The 20654-nt window shown below is 72.7% G+C and carries 20 protein-coding genes; 15 read left to right on the top strand and 5 right to left on the bottom strand.

Features of this window, described 5'->3' with window-relative positions:
• Nucleotide 1 precedes the first annotated feature (1 nt).
• Nucleotides 2-862: a PhzF family phenazine biosynthesis isomerase gene (locus ACZ6IM_RS16030; RefSeq protein WP_469557070.1), complete on the bottom strand. Its 861-nt coding sequence runs from the start codon at nucleotides 860-862 to the stop codon at nucleotides 2-4.
• An 85-nt stretch (nucleotides 863-947) separates the two neighbouring features.
• Between ACZ6IM_RS16030 and ACZ6IM_RS16025 the strand changes: the two genes are divergently transcribed.
• The 6 genes from ACZ6IM_RS16025 (at nucleotide 948) to ACZ6IM_RS16000 (ending at nucleotide 6672) form a co-directional block, all read left to right on the top strand.
• The gene (locus ACZ6IM_RS16025; protein WP_469557068.1) at nucleotides 948-1835 is read left to right on the top strand and encodes a LysR family transcriptional regulator; all 888 of its coding nucleotides are present in this window, start codon (nucleotides 948-950) and stop codon (nucleotides 1833-1835) included.
• A gap of 279 nt (nucleotides 1836-2114) precedes the next feature.
• Entirely contained in the window at nucleotides 2115-3845 is a 1731-nt protein-coding gene (locus ACZ6IM_RS16020; RefSeq protein WP_469557066.1) for a sensor histidine kinase, read from the top strand.
• A 149-nt stretch (nucleotides 3846-3994) separates the two neighbouring features.
• Nucleotides 3995-4414, top strand: a complete 420-nt coding sequence (locus ACZ6IM_RS16015; RefSeq protein WP_030189712.1) for a roadblock/LC7 domain-containing protein — start codon at nucleotides 3995-3997, stop codon at nucleotides 4412-4414.
• Nucleotides 4411-4767 (top strand): DUF742 domain-containing protein, encoded by a 357-nt coding sequence (locus tag ACZ6IM_RS16010; RefSeq protein ID WP_469557065.1) that lies wholly within the window; start codon nucleotides 4411-4413, stop codon nucleotides 4765-4767. Before ACZ6IM_RS16015 ends, ACZ6IM_RS16010 begins: the two co-directional genes overlap by 4 nt.
• The gene (locus ACZ6IM_RS16005) at nucleotides 4748-5413 is read left to right on the top strand and encodes a GTP-binding protein (RefSeq protein ID WP_469557064.1); all 666 of its coding nucleotides are present in this window, start codon (nucleotides 4748-4750) and stop codon (nucleotides 5411-5413) included. Before ACZ6IM_RS16010 ends, ACZ6IM_RS16005 begins: the two co-directional genes overlap by 20 nt.
• Nucleotides 5410-6672: a cytochrome P450 gene (locus tag ACZ6IM_RS16000; protein ID WP_052841268.1), complete on the top strand. Its 1263-nt coding sequence runs from the start codon at nucleotides 5410-5412 to the stop codon at nucleotides 6670-6672. Before ACZ6IM_RS16005 ends, ACZ6IM_RS16000 begins: the two co-directional genes overlap by 4 nt.
• A gap of 16 nt (nucleotides 6673-6688) precedes the next feature.
• On the opposite strand, the gene ACZ6IM_RS15995 is transcribed toward ACZ6IM_RS16000, so the two are convergent.
• Both ACZ6IM_RS15995 and ACZ6IM_RS15990 read right to left on the bottom strand, forming a co-directional pair.
• Nucleotides 6689-7912 (bottom strand): cytochrome P450, encoded by a 1224-nt coding sequence (locus ACZ6IM_RS15995; RefSeq protein ID WP_052841269.1) that lies wholly within the window; start codon nucleotides 7910-7912, stop codon nucleotides 6689-6691.
• Between the two features lie 92 nt (nucleotides 7913-8004).
• Entirely contained in the window at nucleotides 8005-8766 is a 762-nt protein-coding gene (locus ACZ6IM_RS15990; RefSeq protein ID WP_469557063.1) for a FadR/GntR family transcriptional regulator, read from the bottom strand.
• Nucleotides 8767-9002: 236 nt separating this feature from the next.
• Here ACZ6IM_RS15990 and ACZ6IM_RS15985 point away from each other — a divergent pair, with 236 nt between their 5' ends.
• The 6 genes from ACZ6IM_RS15985 to ACZ6IM_RS15960 are packed head-to-tail and all read left to right on the top strand — an operon-like array spanning nucleotide 9003 to nucleotide 15105.
• Nucleotides 9003-10370, top strand: a complete 1368-nt coding sequence (locus tag ACZ6IM_RS15985; RefSeq protein WP_052841271.1) for an MFS transporter — start codon at nucleotides 9003-9005, stop codon at nucleotides 10368-10370.
• Nucleotides 10367-12118 (top strand): dihydroxyacetone kinase family protein, encoded by a 1752-nt coding sequence (locus tag ACZ6IM_RS15980; protein ID WP_469557061.1) that lies wholly within the window; start codon nucleotides 10367-10369, stop codon nucleotides 12116-12118. The genes ACZ6IM_RS15985 and ACZ6IM_RS15980 overlap by 4 nt, the downstream gene beginning before the upstream one ends.
• Nucleotides 12119-12129: 11 nt before the next feature.
• Nucleotides 12130-12642, top strand: coding sequence for a ribose-5-phosphate isomerase (locus tag ACZ6IM_RS15975; RefSeq protein WP_052841273.1), 513 nt, complete (start codon nucleotides 12130-12132; stop codon nucleotides 12640-12642).
• Nucleotides 12642-13421 (top strand): triose-phosphate isomerase family protein, encoded by a 780-nt coding sequence (locus ACZ6IM_RS15970; protein ID WP_052841274.1) that lies wholly within the window; start codon nucleotides 12642-12644, stop codon nucleotides 13419-13421. The genes ACZ6IM_RS15975 and ACZ6IM_RS15970 overlap by 1 nt, the downstream gene beginning before the upstream one ends.
• Nucleotides 13421-14230, top strand: coding sequence for a sugar phosphate isomerase/epimerase family protein (locus ACZ6IM_RS15965; protein WP_052841275.1), 810 nt, complete (start codon nucleotides 13421-13423; stop codon nucleotides 14228-14230). The genes ACZ6IM_RS15970 and ACZ6IM_RS15965 overlap by 1 nt, the downstream gene beginning before the upstream one ends.
• Nucleotides 14230-15105 (top strand): phosphogluconate dehydrogenase C-terminal domain-containing protein, encoded by an 876-nt coding sequence (locus tag ACZ6IM_RS15960; RefSeq protein ID WP_052841276.1) that lies wholly within the window; start codon nucleotides 14230-14232, stop codon nucleotides 15103-15105. Before ACZ6IM_RS15965 ends, ACZ6IM_RS15960 begins: the two co-directional genes overlap by 1 nt.
• Nucleotides 15106-15165: 60 nt before the next feature.
• On the opposite strand, the gene pepE is transcribed toward ACZ6IM_RS15960, so the two are convergent.
• Both pepE and ACZ6IM_RS15950 read right to left on the bottom strand, forming a co-directional pair.
• Entirely contained in the window at nucleotides 15166-15891 is a 726-nt protein-coding gene (pepE, locus tag ACZ6IM_RS15955; RefSeq protein WP_052841277.1) for a dipeptidase PepE, read from the bottom strand.
• Nucleotides 15892-15930: 39 nt separating this feature from the next.
• On the bottom strand, nucleotides 15931-16764 hold the full coding sequence (locus ACZ6IM_RS15950; protein ID WP_052841278.1) for an IclR family transcriptional regulator: 834 nt from the start codon (nucleotides 16762-16764) through the stop codon (nucleotides 15931-15933).
• Between the two features lie 131 nt (nucleotides 16765-16895).
• On the opposite strand from ACZ6IM_RS15950, the gene ACZ6IM_RS15945 reads away from it, so the two are divergent.
• The 3 genes from ACZ6IM_RS15945 to ACZ6IM_RS15935 are packed head-to-tail and all read left to right on the top strand — an operon-like array spanning nucleotide 16896 to nucleotide 20583.
• Nucleotides 16896-17849: a DUF1177 domain-containing protein gene (locus ACZ6IM_RS15945; RefSeq protein ID WP_052841279.1), complete on the top strand. Its 954-nt coding sequence runs from the start codon at nucleotides 16896-16898 to the stop codon at nucleotides 17847-17849.
• A gap of 2 nt (nucleotides 17850-17851) precedes the next feature.
• Complete coding sequence (locus tag ACZ6IM_RS15940) at nucleotides 17852-19249, top strand: cytosine permease (RefSeq protein WP_052841404.1); 1398 nt, start codon at nucleotides 17852-17854, stop codon at nucleotides 19247-19249.
• Nucleotides 19246-20583 carry a M20/M25/M40 family metallo-hydrolase gene (locus ACZ6IM_RS15935; protein ID WP_052841280.1) on the top strand — a complete coding sequence of 446 codons (1338 nt, stop codon included), beginning with the start codon at nucleotides 19246-19248 and terminating at the stop codon, nucleotides 20581-20583. The genes ACZ6IM_RS15940 and ACZ6IM_RS15935 overlap by 4 nt, the downstream gene beginning before the upstream one ends.
• Nucleotides 20584-20654 lie beyond the last annotated feature (71 nt).

Here is a 20654-nt window from a genome sequence, read left to right as displayed (position 1 = left end):
CTCAGACCGACGCCCCTGAGACGGGCACGGCCTGTCCCGTGACCCGGGTGCGCGGATCGCGCGGGCTCACCTCGATCAGCAGCTCGCTGGGCCGGCCCATGTCCTCGCCCTGGCGGATCGCGATCGTGCCCGGCCGGGTGACCAGGCCCAGTTCGCGGAGGTAGCCGCCGAACGCCGCGGCCGCCGCACCCGTCGCCGGGTCCTCCACGACGCCGCCGACGGGGAACGGGTTGCGGGCGTGGTAGCGCTCGGCCGACTCGCGCCACACCAGGTCCACCGTCGTCCAGCCGTACCGCCGCATGACCTCGGCGAGCGCGTCGAAGTCGTAGTCGAGGTCGGCCAGCCGGGCCCGGGACGCCGCGGCGAGCACGAGGTGGTCGTTGCCCCCGAACGCGACATGGGCGGGCAGGGCGGGGTCCAGGTCGGCGGGAGTCCAGCCGAGCGCCCGGAGCGTGGCGTCGCGTTCGGCGGGCAGAGCCGGGCGCGAACGCGTCGGCACGCTGGTGAGGGTGGCCCGCACCGCTCCGTTCCCGTCGGCCGCGGTGGACACGGGGATCTCACCGGCGGGTGTGTCCAGGACGACCTCGCCGGGGCCCAGCCGCTCGGCGAGGGCGACGGCCAGCGCGACCGTCGCGTGCCCGCAGAACGCCACCTCGGCCAGCGGGCTGAAGTAGCGGACCCGGAACCGCCGTCGCTCCTCGTCGCCGCCGGTGACGAACGCGGTCTCGGAGTAGCCCACCTCGGCGGCGATCGCCAGCATCGCCGCGTCGTCCAGCCCGGAGGCGTCGAGGACCACTCCGGCGCGGTTCCCGCCCGCCGGGTCGTGGGTGAAGGCCGAGTAGCGCAGGATCTCTGTCGTCATGGCGGACACGCTGCCAGGTGTCGTCCGATCGTGTCCAACGATCGTTCACGATCCTCTCCATCGCGAAACCGCATATCCTGAGTCCGTGGACACCCGACTGCTGACGACCTTCACCGTGCTCGCCCGCACCGGCGGCTTCACCGCCGCCGCGGCCGAGCTGCACCTGGCCCAGTCCACGGTCACCGTGCACATCCGCACCCTGGAACGGGACCTCGGTGTGCGGCTCTTCGACCGCCTGCCCACCGGCGCGCTGCTCACCGACGCCGGCCGCCGCCTCCTGGAACGGGCCGAGGAGGTGCTCGACGCCGTGGCGCGGCTGCGGGCCGGGAGCGCGGAGGCCGGTGCCGTGTCGGGGCGGGTGGTGATCGGCAGCCCGGAGTCGCTGTGCGCCGGCCGCCTGCCGCAACTGGTCGCCGCGTTGCGCACGAGCCACCCCGAGGTGGACGTCCACCTGTACGCGGCCGGGACCCGGGAGAGCGTCGAGGGGCTGCGGTCCGGACGGCTCGACCTCGCCCTGCTGCTGGAGGAGGAGACGGAGTTCCCCGACGTGACCTCGGAGCCGGTCGGCCGCGAGCCGCTCGTCCTCGTCTCCGCGCCCGGACACCCCCTTGCCGCCCGGGAGCGCGCGGCGAGCTGGCCGGAGCTCGCCGGGGAGAGCTTCTTCCTGCTGGAGGAGGGCTGCTCCTACAGCGACGCGCTGGCCCGCCGGCTGCTGGAGGTGCCGGACGTCGGGCCCCGGCTGACCAGGTTCGGCAGTGTCGACGCGGCGCGCAACTGCGTCGCGGCCGGGCTGGGACTGGCCCTGCTGCCCCTGACCACGGTGACCGAGGAACTCCGGCGCGGGCGCCTGGTACGGGTCGAGGGGCCCGCGTTCCCGGACGCGCCGGTACGGCTCGCCCGGCACCGCAGGCGCTGGACGGCACCCGCCGCGCGGGAGGTCGCCCGGGCGCTCGCCCGCCATCTGGGCGACTGAGCGCAACTCACCCGGCGTCCTGCCCCGGACCTCTTCCCGGAACACCCGCCCCATGCAGAACGCCTGTACCACATCGGTGAGTTCGATTGGCGAGATGTCGGGAAAGTTCGCTCCTCGGTGGGGTCTGCGGCCGGTCCGGCATGCGCGGTCGACCCGGTGACTAGCATGAGCCGCAAGCCCGCCGGAGTGATCACCACTCACGGTGGCACGGCTCCGGCCCGCGGCCGACCCAGGTCGACCGGCCCTTTCCCCGCTCTCAAGGACCCGAGGGACCGCGGAATGTCAGTGTCTGCACCCCCCACCCCGCCCCGGACGCAGAAACCTCACCGCTCAACCCCAGCCGTCCCCCTGCTCGTGCTGCCGGCCGCCGCCGCGGCCGCCGGTGCCGCCTGGGCGGCCGCTCCCGAGACCGCCCGGAGCTGGACCGCCACCCTCGCCGTGACGTCCTGGCTGTGCGTGGCTGTGTCCGTCGTCCTCGGCTCCCACCTGATCGGACGGGCGCGCCGGACCGCGGCGGCCCGCCGGTCCGAGATCAGCGCCCTCAAGGCCCAGCTCGCGCAGGAGAACGCCGGGCTCGTGCACCTGGTCAACGTCGCGCTGCCGGGCATCGCCCAGCAGGTGCGCGACGGCACCGGCGCGGACGAGGCCGTCGCCGACACCGCCCCCGTCTCGGGCCCCCACCTGCGTCAGGTCGTGCAGAGCTTCGCCGTCCTGGTGGAGGACGCCGTACGGCACGCCGCGGACGCCGAGTCCCGGCGCCAGCAGGCACTGCGGGAGGCGCGCCGGGGCACCGCCGAGCTGGAGCACCTGACCAACAGCACCCTGCCCGCCGCGGTGGAGAAGCTGCGGGACGGCACCTCGGCGGAGATCGTCCTCGCTGAGCTGGAGTGGCCGCGCGGAGCACCGGCACGGGCCTGCGCCGAGCTGTTCGTCCGGGAACTGGCGCACAGCGAACGGCGCACCGCCGCCGCGCAGGCCGCCTCCGCCAAGTCCCTCAGCCGCGTCCAGGCGAAGGCCGTCAGCATGCTCGCCGACCTGAGGGACATGCAGGATCGCCACGGCGAGGAGGTCCTCGGAGACCTGCTGCGCCTGGACCACAGCACCTCGCAGCTCGGCCTCATCACCGACCGGCTGGCCCTCCTGATGGGCGGACGCTCCAGCCGGGCGTGGAACAGACCCATCGTGATGGAGAGCATCCTGCGCGGCGCCGTCGGCCGGATCGCCGCCTACCAGCGGGTGCGGATGCACTGCTCCACCGACGCCGCCATCTCCGGCTACGCGGCCGAGGGCGTCATGCACCTGCTGGCCGAACTCATGGACAACGCCGCCAACTTCTCGCCGCCCATCGACGAGGTCCACGTCTACGTGGAGGAACGTACCGCCGGAATCGTCATCACCATCGAGGACAGCGGCCTGAAGATGGCCGACGCCGCCATGCGCCACGCCGAACAGGCGGTGTCGGGGCGGATGAACGACCTGGCCTCGCTGCAGGGCACGCGCCTCGGCCTCGCCGTGGTGGGACGGCTGGCCGCCAAGTACGGCGTCGGCGTGAGCTACCGGCCCTCGTCCCGTGGCGGCACGGGCGTCGTCGTCCTGGTGCCGCCCCAACTGCTCGCCCAGCAGCGGGACCCGGGACCCGTGCTGACCGGCCGCACCTTCGGCGGGAGGGGCGCCTCCACCGTCCCCGGTCCCGCCCCGGCCGCGGAGAGCCCGGCGTTCACCCACCGCGTCCCGGACGTCCGCCCGGCACAGCGGACCGGCCTTCCCGAACAGGCGGTGCGCCCCGGCCCCGCGTCCGCCACGCCGGGCGGCCTGCCCATGCGCTCCCCAGGCCGCACGATGGCCGAGGCGGAGGCCGAGCGGGAACGCCGAGACCACCAGCGGCCGCCCGCCGACCCGGCCGCGTCGGCCTCCCGCGACGCCGGGGCCAGCTTCGGCGCCTTCCATCGCGGGCGCCGGTCAGGAGCGGCGGGCGGGACACCGGACTCCGAACCGCCCGCCCCGGGCTAGGCGACCGGGCCACGCCCCCCTCGCGCCCCCTCGCACCCGCGCCGCACGGCCCCGTACCGGTGCCCCGCCCCTCTTGCCCGTGTCGCTCGTGAGATTGGAGGAACGGGCCGGTGACCGCAGCACCTGCAACCACCGTCCCCGCACCCATCATGCAGACCACCGACAACAGCCTCACCTGGCTCCTGCAGAACCTCCTGGACCGCACCCCCGGCACCCGCCACGCCCTCGTCCTCTCGCGCGACGGCCTCAAGCTCTGCTGGACCGAACACCTCACCCTGGACCGTGCCGACCAGCTCGCCGCGATCTGCTCGGGCATCCAGGCCCTCGCCCAGGGCGCCTCCGTCGAGTTCGGCAACGGGACCGGCGGCGTCCGGCACTCCATGACCGAGTTCCACGGGGGCCTGCTGTTCATCGTGGAGGCGGGCGAGGGCGCGCACCTGGCCGTCGTCGCGGTGGAGGACGCCGATCCGGGCGTGGTGGGCCACCAGATGACCGAGCTGGTCGAGCAGATCGGTGAGCACCTCAGGGCCGAGCCGCGCCACGCCGTCCCCGGGGGCAGCCCGTCGTGACGCGCAGGCCCGTGGACACCGGCGCACCCGACCGGCTCTACACGGTCACGGGCGGGCGCAGCCGCGCCGACGACACGTTCGACCTCGTCACCCTGGTGGTCGCCGAGTGCGGGCCGTCGGCCGGCATGCAGTCGGAGCACGTCCGCATCCTCGACCTGTGCCGGCACCCCACGGCCGTGGTCGAGATCGCCGCCGAGCTGGCCCTGCCGATCACGGTGGTCCGCATCCTGCTCGGCGACCTGCTCGTCACCGGAAGCATCACCGCCCGCCACCCGCGCCTGGGGCAGACCGCCGCGTCGCACCCCGATACCGCCCTGCTCCAGGAGGTGCTCCATGGGCTCCGCAACCTCTGAATCCTCCGAACGGACCGCCGCCGGCTCGGCCCCGGCCTCCGCGGCGCCCGCCGCCTCCGGACGCAAGCCCCTGGCCGACGCCGCGGAGACCGGGCTGAAGATCGTCGTCGTGGGCGGCTTCGGAGTCGGCAAGACCACCCTCGTCCGCTCGGTGAGCGAGATCCGGCCGCTCAACACCGAAGAGGTCATGACCCAGGCCGGAGTCGGCGTCGACGAGACCGGCGGGGTCGTGTCCAAGACCACCACGACCGTGGCCTTCGACTTCGGCCGGATCAGTCTCAACGACCGCATGGTGCTGTACCTGTTCGGCGCGCCCGGACAGGAACGCTTCTGGTTCCTGTGGGACCGGCTGTTCTCCGGCACCCTCGGCGCGGTCGTCCTGGTCGACACCCGCCGCATGGACGACTCCTGGTACGCGATAGACCGGCTGGAGCACCACCGCACCCCGTTCGTGGTGGCCGTGAACCGCTTCGACGACGACACCGCCCGGCACTCCCTGGACGAGATCCGGCTGGCCCTCGCGCTGCCCGACAACGTGCCGCTGATCGACTGCGACGCGCGGGTGCGGACCTCGGGCAAGCACGTGCTGGTCACCCTCGTGGACCACCTCTACCAACTGGCCCTGGCCCAGGAGAGCGCATCGTGACCGACATCGACCCGTCACCCCACCCCGTCGCCGCGCCGGGCTGCCCCGCGCACCCCGACGCCGTACCGCTGGCCGGACTGGAGTACCAGCAGACGCCGTCGGAGCTGTACCGAGGGCTGCGGGCCGAACACGGCGCCGTCGCGCCCGTGCTCCTCGACGGCGGCATCCCCGCCTGGCTGGTCCTGGGCTACCCCGAGGTCAGCTACGTGACCAGCCACGACGAGCTGTTCGCCCGGGACTCGCGCCGCTGGAACCAGTGGGGCGGCATCCCGCCCGACTGGCCCCTTCTGCCCTACGTCGGACACCAGCCGTCCGTCCTGTTCACCGAGGGCGAGGAGCACCGGCGGCGGGCCGGCGTCATCACCCAGGCGCTGGCCGGCATCGACCAGTTCGAGCTGGCCCGGGACTGCAGACAGCTCGCCGACCGGCTCATCGCCGCCTTCGCCGGCAGCGGCCGGGCCGAGCTGATGAGCGGCTACGCGCACCCCCTGCCGATGCGCGCCGCCGTGCGCATGTGCGGGATGCCGCACACCGGGGCCGAGACCCAGCAGCTCGTCGAAGACCTGCGCATCTCCCTGGACGCGGCCGAGGGGGACGACCCGGTCGCAGCCTACACGCGCGTGGGAGAGCGCATCCACCGGCTGGTCCGCCACAAGCGCGAACGCCCCGGACCCGACGTCACCTCCCGCATGCTGACCCACCCGGCGGGACTGACCGACGAGGAGGTCGTCCAGGACCTGATCTCGGTCATCGCCGCCGCCCAGCAGCCCACCGCGAACTGGATCGGCAACACGCTGCGCCTGCTGCTCACCGACGAACGCTTCGCCCTGAACGTCTCCGGCGGCCGCCTCAGCGTGGGGGAGGCCCTCAACGAGGTGCTGTGGCTGGACACCCCCACGCAGAACTTCATCGGCCGCTGGGCCGTCAACGACACCCAGCTGGGCGGTCGGCAGATCCGGGCCGGCGACTGCCTCGTGCTCGGCCTCGCCGCGGCCAACACGGACCCGCAGCTCTGGCCCGAGGCACACGTCGGCGCCGAGAACTCCGCGCACCTGTCCTTCAGCAACGGCGAACACCGGTGCCCGTACCCGGCGCCGCTGCTCGCCGACGTCATCGCCCGCACCGCGGTCGAGACCCTGCTGGAACGCCTGCCCGACCTCGTACTCGCGGTCGAGCCGGAGGAGTTGACCTGGCGTCCGTCCATCTGGATGCGCGGTCTGACCACCCTGCCCGCGCTCTTCACCCCTGTGGTGGCCTGAGGACCCGCGCCGCCGCTCAGGCCACGGGCGTGAAGCGCACCGGCAGCGACTGCGGGCCCCGGGTGAACACGCCCCGCTCCACCACCTCGAAGCCGTCCTCGATCCGCAGGTCGGGCAGCGCGTCCAGGAGCTGTCCGACCCCGGTCTCGACCTCGGCCCTGGCCAGCAGCGCCCCGACGCAGAAGTGCCGGCCGAGCGCGAAGGCGAGGTGGTCGGCGGCGGCCGAGAAGGCGGTCGTCGTGGTGAGGTCGTCGCGCATGATGTCGAAGCGGTCCGGGTCGCGGTAGCGGCTCTCGTCCCGGTTGGCCGCGCCTATCAGACAGGTGACGGTGGCGCCGGCGGGTATCGTGCCGCCGCTGAGCGTGACGTCCGTCGCCGTCTGACGCATGATCATGTGGACCGGCGGGGTGTAGCGCAGCGTCTCGGCGAAGGCCCGCGGAATCAGGCTCCGGTCCTCGCGCACGGCCGCCAACTGCTCCGGGTGGGCCAGCAGGTTGGCGAAGATGCCGGCGATCGCCTTGTCGGTGGTCTCGCCGCCCGCCGCGAGCAGCAGACTGCAGAACGCCTTGATGTCCTCGTCGCTCATCCGGACCCCGTCCACCTCCGCGGCGCACAGGGTGGACAGCAGGTCGTCGCCGGGGTTCTCGCGCCGCTCCCGGATGATCGGGAACATGTACTCGGCGAACTCCACCCGGGTGCGCGCACCGGCCGCCGCGACCTCCTGGTCTCCGGAGAGGTTGCCGAGGAACGCGATGACCGAGGTGTACCAGCCGTGGAACCGGTCGTGGTCGGCCTTGTCCAGGCCCAGCATGTCCGCGATGACGTTGACGGGGAACCGGGTCGCGTAGTCGGCGACCAGGTCGGCGCGGCCGGTGTGCCGGAACGCGTCGATGAGTTCACGGGAGTTGCGCTCGATGACCGGCAGGAACCGCTCCTGGAGGTCGGCCCCGCGGAAGGCCGGGGCGACCAGGGCGCGCCGGACCGCGTGCTCCCGGCCGCTCAGCTGGAGGATCGTCCTGCCGTGCACGGGCTCGATCTGCCAGTCGTAGTTCTCCGTGGTGAACTGACCGGCGCGGTCCTTGAAGACGCGTTCCACGTCCTCGTAGCGCGAGACGATCCAGCTCTTCGTGGCCTCGTGCCGGATCAGGGGCGCGCTGTCCCGCATCATCCGGTAGACCGGATACGGGTTCGCCGCGAACTCGGGGGAGAGGATGTCGGGGACCTGCTGCGCGGTGGACATGGGACTCCTCGGTCGGCAACGGCATGGCCGCACCAGGCTATTGACGCGGCGGCACCTCCGACAGACCGCGCGGCGAGGCGGTTCGGGCCGGGTCAGGCCCCGCCGTCCACCGAGGCGCGCAGCCGGGCGCTGGCCATCCGCATGTGCTCGGCCATCGCCCGGTCCGCGGCCTCCGGATCGCGGGCCCGGATGGCCTGGAGCACCGCGTCGTGCTCGCACAGCGTGCCGCCGACGGTGCCCTCGATGTCGCTGACGCGCTCCATCCAGACCTGGAGCAGCGCCCGGATGCTGTGCAGGATGTCGCTGAGCACGGTGTTGCGGGCGATGCGGGCCGTCTCCAGGTGGAAGGCGATGTCGGCGTCGATGAACGCCGTGACGTCCCCGCCCGCGTCGCGCATGTGCTGGAGGTGCTCCTCCAGCCTGGCCACGTCCGCGTCGGTGGCCCGCTCCGCCGCGAGCCGGGCCGAGACGCCCTCCATGTACGTGCGGACCTCGACCAGGTCCTGTGTGCGCCGCTGGCCCAGCATCAGGCCCCAGTTGATCGCCCGGGGCAGGAACTCCGAGGTGCCCTCGCGGACGTAGGACCCCGAGCCGGGGCGGATCTCGATGATCCCGAGCACGTCCAGGGCCGACAGGGCCCCGCGCACGCTGGACCGGGCGACACCCAGGGCCTCGGCCAGCTGCCGCTCGGCGGGCAACCGGGTGCCGGGCTTGATGTCGCCGGCCGAGAGGTGGTCGAGGAGCCGCTTGGCGACCTCGCTGACGGACGACTCGCGCACTACGGGGCGCAGCAGCCGCGCGAGGTCGGGTGCGTCGGCGGAGCTGTGCTGATCAGGCTGACTGGTCACGGTCACCAGTGAACCAGATGCCGTACTCGCCTCGCTGACCAGGCAGTTCATCGCCTGCTCGGCCGCGGTTTGTCAAGAGTTGAGCCGTCGGGTGATCTATGACGCTCGCCACACTGGTAAATTGGTGACCAATTTGGTCCGGAGGCTTAGCGTGAAGGCGAACCGGTCGGCCGCCCCCGTGGCGGACCACCCGGAGTGACCCAACCCGGACGGAGTTGTCCGGGCGAGCCGAGGAGTCGCCCATGGGTGCCCAAGCGCCATCCGCGGCAGTCGAGAGAACTGCCATCAAGAAGGTCTCAGTACGTCTCGTGCCGTTCGTGGCGCTGATGTTCTTCGTGAACTACCTGGACCGCACGGCCGTCTCGTTCGCCGAACCGAACGGCATGGGACAGGACCTCGCCCTGACCGCCGCCCAGTTCGGCTTCGCGTCCGGGATCTTCTTCCTCGGCTACATCGTGCTCGAGGTCCCCAGCAACATGGCCCTGCACCGCTTCGGGGCCCGCCGCTGGCTGGCCAGGATCATGGTGACCTGGGGCATCGTCTCCCTCCTCTTCACCTGGGTCAGCAGCAGCGGCCAGCTCTACACGCTGCGCTTCCTGCTCGGCGTCGCCGAGGCCGGCTTCTTCCCCGGCGCCATCCTCTTCCTCAGCCAGTGGGTGCCCTCCCGCCACCGCACCAAGATCCTCGGCCTGTTCTACCTCGCCCAGCCGCTGACCACCGTCTTCGGCGCCCCGCTGGCGGGCTGGCTGATCGGCCGGCACGGACTGTTCGGGCTGGAGGGCTGGCGGGTGATGTTCCTGTTCGTCTCGCTGCCCGCGATCGCCCTGGGCGTCATCGCCTGGTTCTACCTGATCGACAAGCCCGCCGACGCCAAGTGGCTCACCCCCGCCGAGCGCGACTGGCTGACCGCGGAGCTCGCCGCCGAGAACGCGCAGAAGACCGGCCACGAGGGCAAGCACGCCAAGGGCGACCTCAGGAAGGCCTTCACCAGCGGACGCGTCTGGACCCTCGCCGCCGTCTACTTCGGCTTCGTCTACGGCCTGTACGCCCTGGCCTTCTTCCTGCCGACGATCATCAACGGCTTCCAGGACCAGTACGACACCACCTTCAGCGTCATGGACAAGGCCTGGATCACCGCCATCCCGTACCTGCCCGCCGCCGTCGTCCTCTTCTTCTGGACCCGGCACGCCACCCGCCACGGCACCCGCACCTGGCACGTGGCAGGCCCGGCCGTCGTCGGCGGCGTGTCCATCCCGCTCGCCCTCTACATGGGCTCCCCGACCGCCACCGTCGCCGTCATCACCGTGACCGCCTGCGCCATCTTCGCCGCGCTGCCCGTCTTCTGGTCGGTGCCCTCCCGCTTCCTGACCGGCGCCGCCGCCGCGGCCGGCATCGCCCTGATCAACACCGCGGGCAACGTCGCCGGATTCGCCTCCAGCTACATCACGGGCTGGCTCAAGGACTGGAGCGGCGCCTACTACCTGCCGCTCTACCTCGTCGGCTTCTTCATGCTGCTGTCCGCCGCGCTGATGATCCTGCTCGCCGCCCGCAACCGCACCGACGAGCCGGCCCCCGCTTCCGCACCCCAGGCCGAGGAGGCCCTGCGATGACCCGCCTGTTCAACGACCCGGCCGCCTTCGCCGACGAGGCGCTGGAGGGCTTCACCGCCGCCCACCGGCGCTGGGTCCGGCCGGTCACCGGCGGCGTCGTACGGGCCACCGCCACCCCGGCCGGCCAGGTCGCCGTGGTGATCGGCGGCGGCTCGGGCCACTACCCCGCGTTCTCCGGCCTGGTCGGCCGCGGTCTGGCCCACGGCGCGGCCGTCGGGAACGTCTTCGCCTCGCCCTCCGCCCGGCAGATCCACTCCGTGGCCAGGGCCGCGCACGGGGGCGGGGGAGTCCTGCTGATGTACGGCAACTACGCCGGTGACGTCCTGCACTTCGGACAGGCCGCCGAACGACTGGCCGCCGACGGCATCGAGACCCGGACGTTCGCCGTCGCCGACGACATCTCCAGCGCGGGCCCCGACGAGTCCGCCAAGCGCCGCGGCATCGCCGGTGACCTGCCCGTCTTCAAAGCGGCGGCGGCCGCGGCCGAGCAGGGCCTGCCTCTGCGGGAGGTGCTGCGCGTCGCCGAACGGGCGGGCGCCCGCACCCGCTCCTTCGGCATCGCCTTCTCCGGCTGCACGCTGCCCGGCGCCGACCATCCCCTGTTCACCGTCCCCGAGGCCCGGATGGCCGTCGGTCTGGGCATCCACGGCGAGCCCGGCATCGGCGAGGAGGCCTTGCCCACCGCCGACGAGGCGGCCCGGCTGCTGGTCGACACCCTGCTGAAGGAACTCCCCGAGGACGTCGCCGGCCCGGCGGGACAGCGTGCCGCGGTGATCCTCAACGGCCTCGGCTCCGTCAAGTACGAGGAGCTGTTCGTCGTCTACCGCAAGGTCGCGGCCCTGCTCGGCGACGCCGGAGTGGAGATCGTCGACCCCGAGGTCGGCGAACTGGTCACCAGCTTCGACATGGCAGGCATCTCGCTCACGCTGACCTGGCTGGACGACCGGCTGGAGGAGCTGTGGCGGGCCCCGGCCGACACGCCCGCCTACCGCAAGGGCGCCCTCGACGCCCCGGAGCCGGATCAGGACCGGACACCCGTGACCGCGGCCGCCCGGGACGCCGCCGCATCCGCGGACACCGCCGTACCCGCCGCCTCGGACGCCTCGCGCCGGACCGCCGCCACCGTGCTGGCCGCGCTGGACGCGGTGGCCCGGGTCGTCGACGCCCACGCCGACGAACTCGGCCGGATCGACGCCGTGGCCGGCGACGGCGACCACGGCATCGGCATGCGGCGCGGCTCCACCGCCGCCCTCCGGGCCGCCACCGACGCCCACGGGCTCGGCGCGGGCGCCGGTACCGTCCTCACCCGCGCCGCCGACGCCTGGGCCGACAAGGCGGGCGGCACCTCCGGCGCCCTGTGGGGCACGATCCTGCGCTCCCTCGGCACGGCCCTCGGCGACCGGGACGCCCCGGACGCCGCCCGCGTCGCCGAAGGCGTGACGGAGGCCTGTGCCGCCGTACGCAGGCTGGGCGGGGCCGAGGCCGGCGACAAGACCATGGTCGACGTCCTCGTGCCCTTCGCCGACACGCTGGCCGCCGGCACGGCCGAGGGCCTGGCCCTCGCCGAAGCCTGGGACCGGGCCGCCACCACCGCCACCGCGGCCGCCGCCGGGACCGCGGACCTGCTGCCCCGCAGGGGCCGGGCCCGCCCGCACGCCGAGAAGTCCCTCGGCACTCCCGACGCGGGAGCCCACTCACTCGCCCTGATCACCCGCGCCGTCCACGGCGCACTGCTCGACCACCACTGAGGAAAGCCGCCATGACCGACAAGCTCCGCATCGTCGTCGGCTCCGACGACGCCGGCCACCAGTACAAGGAAGTCCTCAAGCAGGACCTGCGCGCCAGCGCCCTGGTCGCCGAGGTCACCGACGTCGGCGTCGACGCCGACGGCCACACCGCCTACCCGAAGGTGGCCATCGCCGCCGCCGAGATGGTCGCCCGGGGCGAGGCCGACCGCGCCCTGCTCGTGTGCGGCACCGGCCTCGGCGTCGCCATCGCCGCCAACAAGGTCAAGGGCATCCGCGCCGTCACCGCCCACGACTCCTTCTCCGTCGAGCGGGCGATCCTCTCCAACAACGCCCAGGTGCTCACCTTCGGCCAGCGCGTCGTCGGCCTCGAACTCGCCCGCCGGCTGGCCGCCGAGTGGCTCACCTACCGCTTCGACGAGAGCTCCGCCTCGGCCGCCAAGGTCCAGCTGATGAGCGACTACGAGACCGCCGACGACGCCGGCGCGGCGGACGCGAACGCGGCCGGCGACGGGGCGGCCGCCTGATGCCCGCCCCCGCACCGTCGCCCGTGCTGCTGGGGGTGAGCCTCAAGATGTACTTCGGCCACCACCAGACGCTCAACTGGTCCCGCAGGATCGCCGCCCTCGCCGAGCACCACCCCGCCGTCACCTCCGGCGCCGCCCGCCTCTTCGTCCTCCCCGCCTTCCCGGCCCTGGTCCCCGCCACCGGCATCCTCGCCCCCTACGGCGTCGCCCTCGGCGCCCAGGACATCGCCACCGAGGACAGCGGCCCCTACACCGGTGAGGTCGGCGGCCCCGTCCTCAAGGAGATCGGCTGCCGCTACGCCGAGGTCGGCCACGCCGAGCGCCGCCGCCTGTACGGCGAGGGCGACACCGTGGTCGCCGCCAAGACCGCCGCCGCCCTGCGCAACGGCCTCACCCCCGTCCTGTGCGTCGGCGAACGCGACGAGGCCGACCCGGCCGACGCCGCCGCCCGCACGGTCGCCGAGGTCGAACGCCTGCTCGGCGGCCTGCGCGGCGCGGTCGTGCTCGCCTACGAACCCCAGTGGGCCATCGGCGCCCCCGAGCCCGCCTCCGCCGACCACATCGCGGCCGTGTGCACCGCGCTGCGCGGCTGGCTCGACTCCCACCCCGGGCACGCCGGTTCCACCGTCATCTACGGCGGCAGCGCGGGCCCCGGCCTGCTGACCCGGCTGGCCGGCACCGCCGAGGGCCTGTTCCTCGGCCGCTTCGCCCACGACCCGGCGAACGTGGAGGCGATCCTCGACGAGATCCGCTCCCCGGCCCCGGCGGCGGTGGCGTGATGGCGTACGGCATCAGCACCTACGCCTACTTCTGGCGCGTCTCGGACCGCGCCCCCGAGCCGATGAGCCTGCCGGAGATGCTCCGCGACACGGCGGAACTGGGCGGCGAGGTCTTCCAGATCTGCGACTACGCGCCCATCGAGTCCTACGACCGCGCGCGGCTCACCGACCTCCGCGACACCGCCGCGGACCTCGGACTGACCCTTGAACTCGGCACCCGGGGCGTCCGTCCCGAACACCTGCTCACCTACCTCGACATGGCGGGCGAACTGGGCGTCACCCTGGTCCGCTCCATGCTCAACACGGCCGGCCACCGTCCGGACACCACCGAGGCGGTGACGCTCCTGAAGGAGGCCGTGGCCCGCTACGCCGACGCGGGCGTCACCCTCGGCCTGGAGACCTACGAGCAGGTCGCCACCGACGACCTGGTGAGCGTCGTACGCGCCGTCGACGATCCACACCTCGGCATCGTCCTCGACCCCGGCAACAGCGTCGCCCGGCTGGAACGCCCCGCCGACGTGGTCCGCGCCACCGCGCCGTACGTGGTCAACATCCACGTCAAGGACTTCGCCTTCACCCGCCGCGACGGCTGGGTCGGCTTCACCTACGCCGGCTGCCCGCTCGGGGAGGGCCTCCTGGACCACGACGGCATGATCGCCGCCGTACACGCCGCCCGGCCGGGGGACCGCGGCGTCAACCAGATCGTGGAGCACTGGCTCCCGTGGCAGGACGAGGGCTACGACGCCACCGCCCGGCTCGAACACCAGTGGACGCAGCACAGCATCAACACCCTCCTGAGGAGCAAGTAATGGCCACCGAGATCCAGACCCGCGCCGACGTGCAGACCGTCGCCGTCATCGGGGCCGCCGGCAAGATGGGCCAGCGTGTCTCCAACAACCTGGTCGGGAGCGACTTCCGGGTGCTCTTCAGCGAGGCCTCGCCCAAGGGCCAGGAGCTGATCCGCGACCTCGGCCGGGAACTGACCGAATCCGCCGCCGCCGCGGCCGAGGCCGACGTCGTCATCCTCGCCGTGCCCGACGTGGTCCTCGGCAAGGTCTCCGAGGAACTCGTGCCGCTCATGAAGCCGGGCACCGTCGTCCTCACCCTCGACCCGGCCGCCGCCTACGCCGGACTGCTCTTCGCCCGCGACGACATCCACTACGCCTGCGCCCACCCCTGCCACCCCTCGGTGTTCCTGGAGCGCACCACCAAGGAGGAGTGGCAGGACACCTTCGGCGGCATCGCCGCCCCGCAGGAGGTCGTCGCCGCCTACGAAGGCGGGGACCCGGCCAAGCAGGAGCTCGCCGACTCCGTCGTCCGCGTCATGTACGCCCCGGTCGTCGACGTCCACTGGGTCACCGTCAAGCAGCTCGCCGTGCTGGAGCCGACCCTCGTGGAGACCATCGCCTGCATGGTCGGCGCCCTGCTCACCGAGGCCCTGCACGAGACCGTCCACACCGTCGGCGTCCCCGAGAAGGCGGCCCGCGCGATGCTGCTCGGCCACACCCAGGTCGCCCTCGCCAACACCCTGAAGGGCTCCAACCCCTTCTCGGACGCCTGCCTGATCGCCATGGACTACGGCCGGGAGTCCATCGTGCGCGAGGACTGGAAGAAGGTCTTCGACGACGAGGAACTGGACAAGGTCATCACGCGCATGCTGAAGATCAAGGAGATCAAGCGCTGACCGCACCGCACCCGAACGGACGACGCCGGAGCCCCGTACGGGCCTCCGGCGTCGCCGTCGTCAGGCGCGGGTGTCGAACTCGGCTCGCACCGTGAGCAGTTCGGAAAGGTCCGAGCCCACCGCCAGCTCGCGCGGGGCCGTGCCCCGGCGGAACAGCCGGGCGTCGCGCTCACCGCCGAGCACCGCCCGGTCGCCCTCGACCCGCAGCCACGAACCCTCCCGCAGGCCCAGCACGGGCACGTCGTTCTCCTCCAGGAACTCCGTGAGCCGCTGCTCGCGGGTCTCGCCCTTGTGCGTCGAGCCGGGGTCCGGGTCGAGGTAGTGCGGATTGATCTGGAACGGGACCAGCCCGAGCGTCTCGAAGGACGGCGGCTCGACGATCGGCATGTCGTTGGTGGTGCGCAGCGAGGGCGCCGCCATGTTGGTCCCGGCACTGGCCCCCATGTACGGCAGCCCGCCGCTCACGGCCTCGGTCAGCGCATCCCGCAGCCCCGTGCGGTACAGCGCGGCGAGCAGCCGGAAGGAGTTGCCGCCGCCGACGAACACGGCGTCCGCCTCGCCGAGCCGTGCGAGCGGGTCGCCGCCCTCGTGCACGCCCCGCACGTCGATCCCGGCGCCGGCGAGCGCGCCGCGGACCCGGGCGGTGTAGGCGTCGTGGTCGGCCAGCGCGTACGGGACGAAGGCCAGCCGGGCCCCGGCGGGCAGGAAGCCGGTCACGGTGTCGAGGGCGTGTTCCAGGTAGCCGCGGCCGTGCTGGGTGGAGTTGGACAGGAGCAGGAGGTTCACGGGGGTCTTCCTCGTCGACGGGGGTGGATCGGTGGTGCGTCAGGACGTACGGGGGGCGCGCGGGCGCCGGTGGTGCTGGGGCGGGTGGGTCAGGCGCTGCTCCAGCAGCCGGGCGGCGCGGCGCAGCACCTCCAGCCGGTCCTCGGGCCCCTCGGGGAAGCGCTCCTTGGCGGCGCCGAGGCTGAGGCTGCCGTAGGGCTCCGAGCCGAGGAACACCGGCATGGCGACCGTGCCGATGCCGGCGTCGTACTCGCCGACCGTCCAGGCGTAGCCCTGCGCGCGGACGGTGCGGAACTCGCGCTCCAGCTGGTCCGGGTCGGTGACCGTGCGCTCGGTGAAGCGCGCCATCGGGCGCCCGCGGAAGAGCCGGTGGCGCTGCTCGTCGGGCAGGAAGGCGTAGAACGACTTGCTGGTGGCGCCCGCGTGCGCCGGGTACAGCTCGCCGACCAGCGGGTAGTAGCGCAGCGGTCCTTCCTCGCCCTCGACGGCCGCGACACAGCGCATGTGGAAGCTGTCGGGCAGGCAGAAGAGCACCGTGTCCCCGGTGGCGGCCCGCAACTCCTGGAGCACCGGTTCGGCCAGCAGCTCCAGCGAGCCGGAACGCTCCCACAGCCGGCCCAGGCGCAGGGCGGCCGGGCCGATCCGGTAGCGGCGGGTCGCGGGGTCGGAGACCAGGAAACCGCGGCCCGCGAGAGTGGACAGCAGACGCTGGGCGACCGAGGTGTCCCAGCCGAACTCGGCGGCGATCTCGGTGACGCCCCAGTCCGGGCGGGTGCGCTCGAACGCCAGCAGCACCAGCAGGGCGCGGTCGACGGTCTGCAGCGCCCCGGCCGGCGTCCTGCGGTCCACGGGCTCCACCGGGCGACCGGACATGGCGGCTCCTCTCCCTCACATCTCAGCATGCAGACCCGTATTGCAGATAACGGGAAACAGTTGCGGACAACGCTAGTCCATCCCGAACCTGCTGGGAGCACCGCCCCCGGTGCGGATCAGGAGAACTGCCCATGTTGAAGTACGTCCTGGACCTCGTGGATCTGCTCGACGATCCCGACGTCGACGGCAAGCGCGTCGCCGCCCACCTCGACTCCGTAGCGGGCCCCGAGGGCTCCGGCGCCGAGGTCACCACCGTCACCGGCGAGCGCGGCTCGACGGACTTCGTGCTCGTACGGATACCGGGCCGGGCCGGCCGCGGCAGCGGCGGTTCCGCGCGGACGCTGGGCGTGGTGGGGCGGCTCGGCGGCGTCGGGGCGCGCCCGGAAGCCGTCGGGCTGGTCTCCGACGCGGACGGCGCGATCGCCGCGCTCGCCACGGCCGCGAAGCTGCTCGACATGCGGCGCCGGGGCGACGTGCTCGACGGTGACGTGATCGTGGCCACGCACATCTGCCCGAACGCCCCGACCGCGCCGCACGACCCGGTGCCGTTCATGGACTCGCCCGTCGACATCGCGACCATGAACCGGCACGAGGTCACCGGCGAGATGGAGGCCGTGCTCTCCGTCGACACCACCAAGGGCAACCGGATCATCAACCACAAGGGCCTCGCCCTGTCGCCCACCGTCAAGGAGGGCTGGGTGCTCAAGGTGAGCGAGCGGCTCGGTGAGCTGCTGGCCGTGGTGACCGGTGAGCCCTTGGTCACGTACCCCGTGACCACCCAGGACATCACCCCGTACGGTAACGGTGTACACCACATCAATTCGATCCTGCAGCCGGCCACGGCGACGGCCGCACCGGTGGTCGGTCTCGCGATCACCTCCGCGGCCGCGGTGCCCGGCTGCCAGACGGGCGCGAGCCACGAGACCGACATCGCGGCCGCCGCCCGGTTCGCCGTCGAGACCGCGAAGGCCTACGGCGGCGGACAGCTCGACTTCCACGACGACCAGGAGTTCGACGCCCTCGTGTCCCGCTACGGCTCGCTGACCCGGCTGCAGACCCTCGGCCGCGAACCCGGGGGGTCGTGATCATGGCCATGCACAAGAACCCCGCCGGAGAACCGGCGGCCTCGGCCCCGGGAGCCGTGGGCAGCGACGACTACGCCCTCTCCCGAGTCCCGCGCGACAAGCGGCTCGGCTTCTGGACCATGCTGCTGCAGTGGCTCGCGCAGTCCGGCTCCATCTCGCAGTTCACCCTCGGCGCCACCATCGGCGTCGGCATGACCTTCGGCGACGCGTTCCTCGCGTTCACCCTCGGCGCGGTGATCCTCGAAGTCGTGATCTTCGCGATCGGCCTTGCCGGCATGCGCGAGGGTCTGGCCACCCCGCTGCTCACCCGCTGGGCGGGCTTCGGCCGCAACGGCTCGGCACTGGTCAGCCTGGTCATCTCGGTCAGCCTCGTCGGCTGGTTCGGGGTACAGAACACGATCTTCGGCGACAGCGTGTCCGCGCTCGTCGGCGGTCCCTCCTGGCTGTGGTGCACGGCCGCCGGCGTCGCCATCACCGTGCTGGTCATCTTCGGTTTCCGGTACATGGCCGTCTTCGCGAAGATCGTCACGCCGCTGTTCTTCGCCATGGTCGCCTGGTCGGTCACCGACGCGCTGAGCGACCACTCGTTCTCCGAGCTGGTCCACTCCCCGGCACCCGGTGAGACCATCCCGCTCGCCGTCGCCGCGACCGCCATCGCGGGCGGCTTCATGACCGGCGCGATCGTCTCCCCGGAGATGACCCGCTACAACCGCAAGGGCAGCCACGTCTTCCTGCAGAGCGCCTCTTCGATGATCCTCTCCGAGTACATCGTCGGCCTGACCGGCGTGCTGCTCGGCCACATGGTCGGCAGCGGCCAGGTCTCCCAGATCGTGCTCTCCACCTCCGGTGTCTTCGGCGTCCTCGTCGTGCTGATGTCCACCGCGAAGATCAACGACTGGAACCTGTACGGCTCCTCGCTCGGCGTCGTGAACTTCTTCCAGGTCGTCTTCGGCAAGCGCGTGCACCGCGGCGCGGTCACCATCGTCCTCGGCATCGCGGGCACCCTGCTCTCCGCCGTCGGCATCATGACCCACTTCACCGACTTCCTCTCCGTGCTGGGCGTCGCCATCCCGCCGGTGGGCGGCATCATCGTCGCCGAGTACTGGGTGGTGCGCCGGATGCGGGCGCCCCTGGACGCCACCCGCGAGGCGGAGACCCTGCCCGCCACCTCGCCGACCTGGGTGCCGATGTCCCTGGTCATCTGGGCGGTCGCCTTCTGCGTCGGCAAGTTCTACGACGGCGGCATCCCCGCCCTGAACTCCCTGCTGACCGCCTTCGTCCTCTACTGCGTCCTCGGCCTCGCCGGCTGGATCAGGACGTACGGCACCACGGCCCTGGACGACACCACCGAACCCACCCCGGCGGCCGCCACCGGCACGGCCACCGTAGGAGCACCGTGAGCACCACCGTCCCCGGCCCCGTTCCGGCCGTTCCCGCCTCCGAGGAGGCGCAGCGGGAAGTCGTCGACCTCTGCGCGGAGCTGATCCGCTTCGACACCTCCAACCCCACCAGCGACGAGCGGGCCTGCGCCGACTGGGTCGTGAGCAGGCTCGCCGAGGCCGGCATCGCCTCCGAACTGGTGGAGAGCGCCCCGGGCCGCGCCAACGTCGTCGCCCGCATCCCGGGCACCGATCCGGCGCGCGGCGCCCTGCTGGTCCACGGCCACCTGGACGTCGTACCGGCCGACCCGGCCGAGTGGCGGGTGCCGCCGTTCTCCGGCGAGATCCGGGACGGCTACCTGTGGGGCCGCGGCGCCATCGACATGAAGGACACGGTGGCCGTCATGCTGGCCACCGCCCGCCACTTCGCCCGTACCGGCACCCGGCCCGCCCGCGAGATCGTCCTCGCCTTCCTCGCCGACGAGGAGGCCGGCGGCAAGTACGGCGCCCACTGGCTGGTCGAGCACCGGCCCGAGCTGTTCGCGGGCGTCACCGAGGCGATCGGCGAGGGCGGCGGCTTCAGCTACGCCCTGGACGACACCCGGCGCCTCTACCCGATCGAGAACGCCCAGCGGGGCATGGCCTGGATGGAGCTGACGGCGTCGGGCCGCGCCGGACACGGCTCCTCCCCGAACGACGAGAACGCCGTCACCGACCTCGCCGAGTCCCTCACCCGCATCGGCCGGCACACCTTCCCCGTCCGGCTGATCGAACCGGTACGCGCGCTGCTCGCCGAGGCCGCCCGCCTGAAGGGGATCGACCTCGACCTCGACGCCGACGACCTGGACGCCGAACTGGCCAAGCTCGGACATGTGGCCGACTTCATGCAGGTCGTGCTGCGCAACTCGGCCAACCCGACCATGTTCACGGCCGGCTACCAGACCAACGTCATCCCCGGCCGGGCCACGGCCCGCGTGGACGGCCGCTTCCTGCCGGGCCACGAGCAGGAGCTGATCGACACGATCGACGCGCTGCTCCTGCCCTCGGTGTCCCGCGAGTGGGTCAACCACGACATCGCCATGGAGACCGCCTTCGAGGGCCCGCTCGTCGACGCCATGTGCGCCGCCGTACGCGCCGAGGACCCCGACGGCCACCCCGTGCCCTACTGCAACCCGGGCGGCACGGACGCCAAGGCCTTCACCAAGCTCGACATCCGGTGCTTCGGCTTCAAGGGGCTCAAGCTGCCCCACGACCTCGACTACGGCCGCCTCTTCCACGGCGTCGACGAGCGGGTGCCGCTGGAGGGCCTGCGCTTCGGCGTACGGGTGATGACCCGGCTGTGGCAGGAGTGCTGACGCGCACGGCCGGTGGGGAATGCCCCGGCGGCTGCCGGCGTTGTGCGGCGTGACTGACATGCGCGGGACAG

The sequence above is a fragment of the Streptomyces sp. NPDC042336 genome (genome assembly GCF_055581985.1).
Note: the sequence above shows the minus strand (reverse complement) of the source record. Positions and strands in the feature narration are given on the sequence as shown.

What these genes read in the sequence shown, in the direction of transcription:
- ACZ6IM_RS16030 (WP_469557070.1), bottom strand. Translation starts at nt 862, where the DNA reads ATGACGACAGAGATCCTGCGCTACTCGGCCTTCACCCACGACCCGGCG.
- ACZ6IM_RS16020 (WP_469557066.1), top strand. Translation starts at nt 2,115, where the DNA reads ATGTCAGTGTCTGCACCCCCCACCCCGCCCCGGACGCAGAAACCTCAC.
- ACZ6IM_RS16015 (WP_030189712.1), top strand. Translation starts at nt 3,995, where the DNA reads ATGCAGACCACCGACAACAGCCTCACCTGGCTCCTGCAGAACCTCCTG.
- ACZ6IM_RS16005 (WP_469557064.1), top strand. Translation starts at nt 4,748, where the DNA reads ATGGGCTCCGCAACCTCTGAATCCTCCGAACGGACCGCCGCCGGCTCG.
- ACZ6IM_RS15995 (WP_052841269.1), bottom strand. Translation starts at nt 7,912, where the DNA reads ATGTCCACCGCGCAGCAGGTCCCCGACATCCTCTCCCCCGAGTTCGCG.
- ACZ6IM_RS15985 (WP_052841271.1), top strand. Translation starts at nt 9,003, where the DNA reads ATGGGTGCCCAAGCGCCATCCGCGGCAGTCGAGAGAACTGCCATCAAG.
- ACZ6IM_RS15980 (WP_469557061.1), top strand. Translation starts at nt 10,367, where the DNA reads ATGACCCGCCTGTTCAACGACCCGGCCGCCTTCGCCGACGAGGCGCTG.
- ACZ6IM_RS15975 (WP_052841273.1), top strand. Translation starts at nt 12,130, where the DNA reads ATGACCGACAAGCTCCGCATCGTCGTCGGCTCCGACGACGCCGGCCAC.
- ACZ6IM_RS15970 (WP_052841274.1), top strand. Translation starts at nt 12,642, where the DNA reads ATGCCCGCCCCCGCACCGTCGCCCGTGCTGCTGGGGGTGAGCCTCAAG.
- ACZ6IM_RS15965 (WP_052841275.1), top strand. Translation starts at nt 13,421, where the DNA reads ATGGCGTACGGCATCAGCACCTACGCCTACTTCTGGCGCGTCTCGGAC.
- ACZ6IM_RS15960 (WP_052841276.1), top strand. Translation starts at nt 14,230, where the DNA reads ATGGCCACCGAGATCCAGACCCGCGCCGACGTGCAGACCGTCGCCGTC.
- ACZ6IM_RS15950 (WP_052841278.1), bottom strand. Translation starts at nt 16,764, where the DNA reads ATGTCCGGTCGCCCGGTGGAGCCCGTGGACCGCAGGACGCCGGCCGGG.
- ACZ6IM_RS15945 (WP_052841279.1), top strand. Translation starts at nt 16,896, where the DNA reads ATGTTGAAGTACGTCCTGGACCTCGTGGATCTGCTCGACGATCCCGAC.
- ACZ6IM_RS15940 (WP_052841404.1), top strand. Translation starts at nt 17,852, where the DNA reads ATGGCCATGCACAAGAACCCCGCCGGAGAACCGGCGGCCTCGGCCCCG.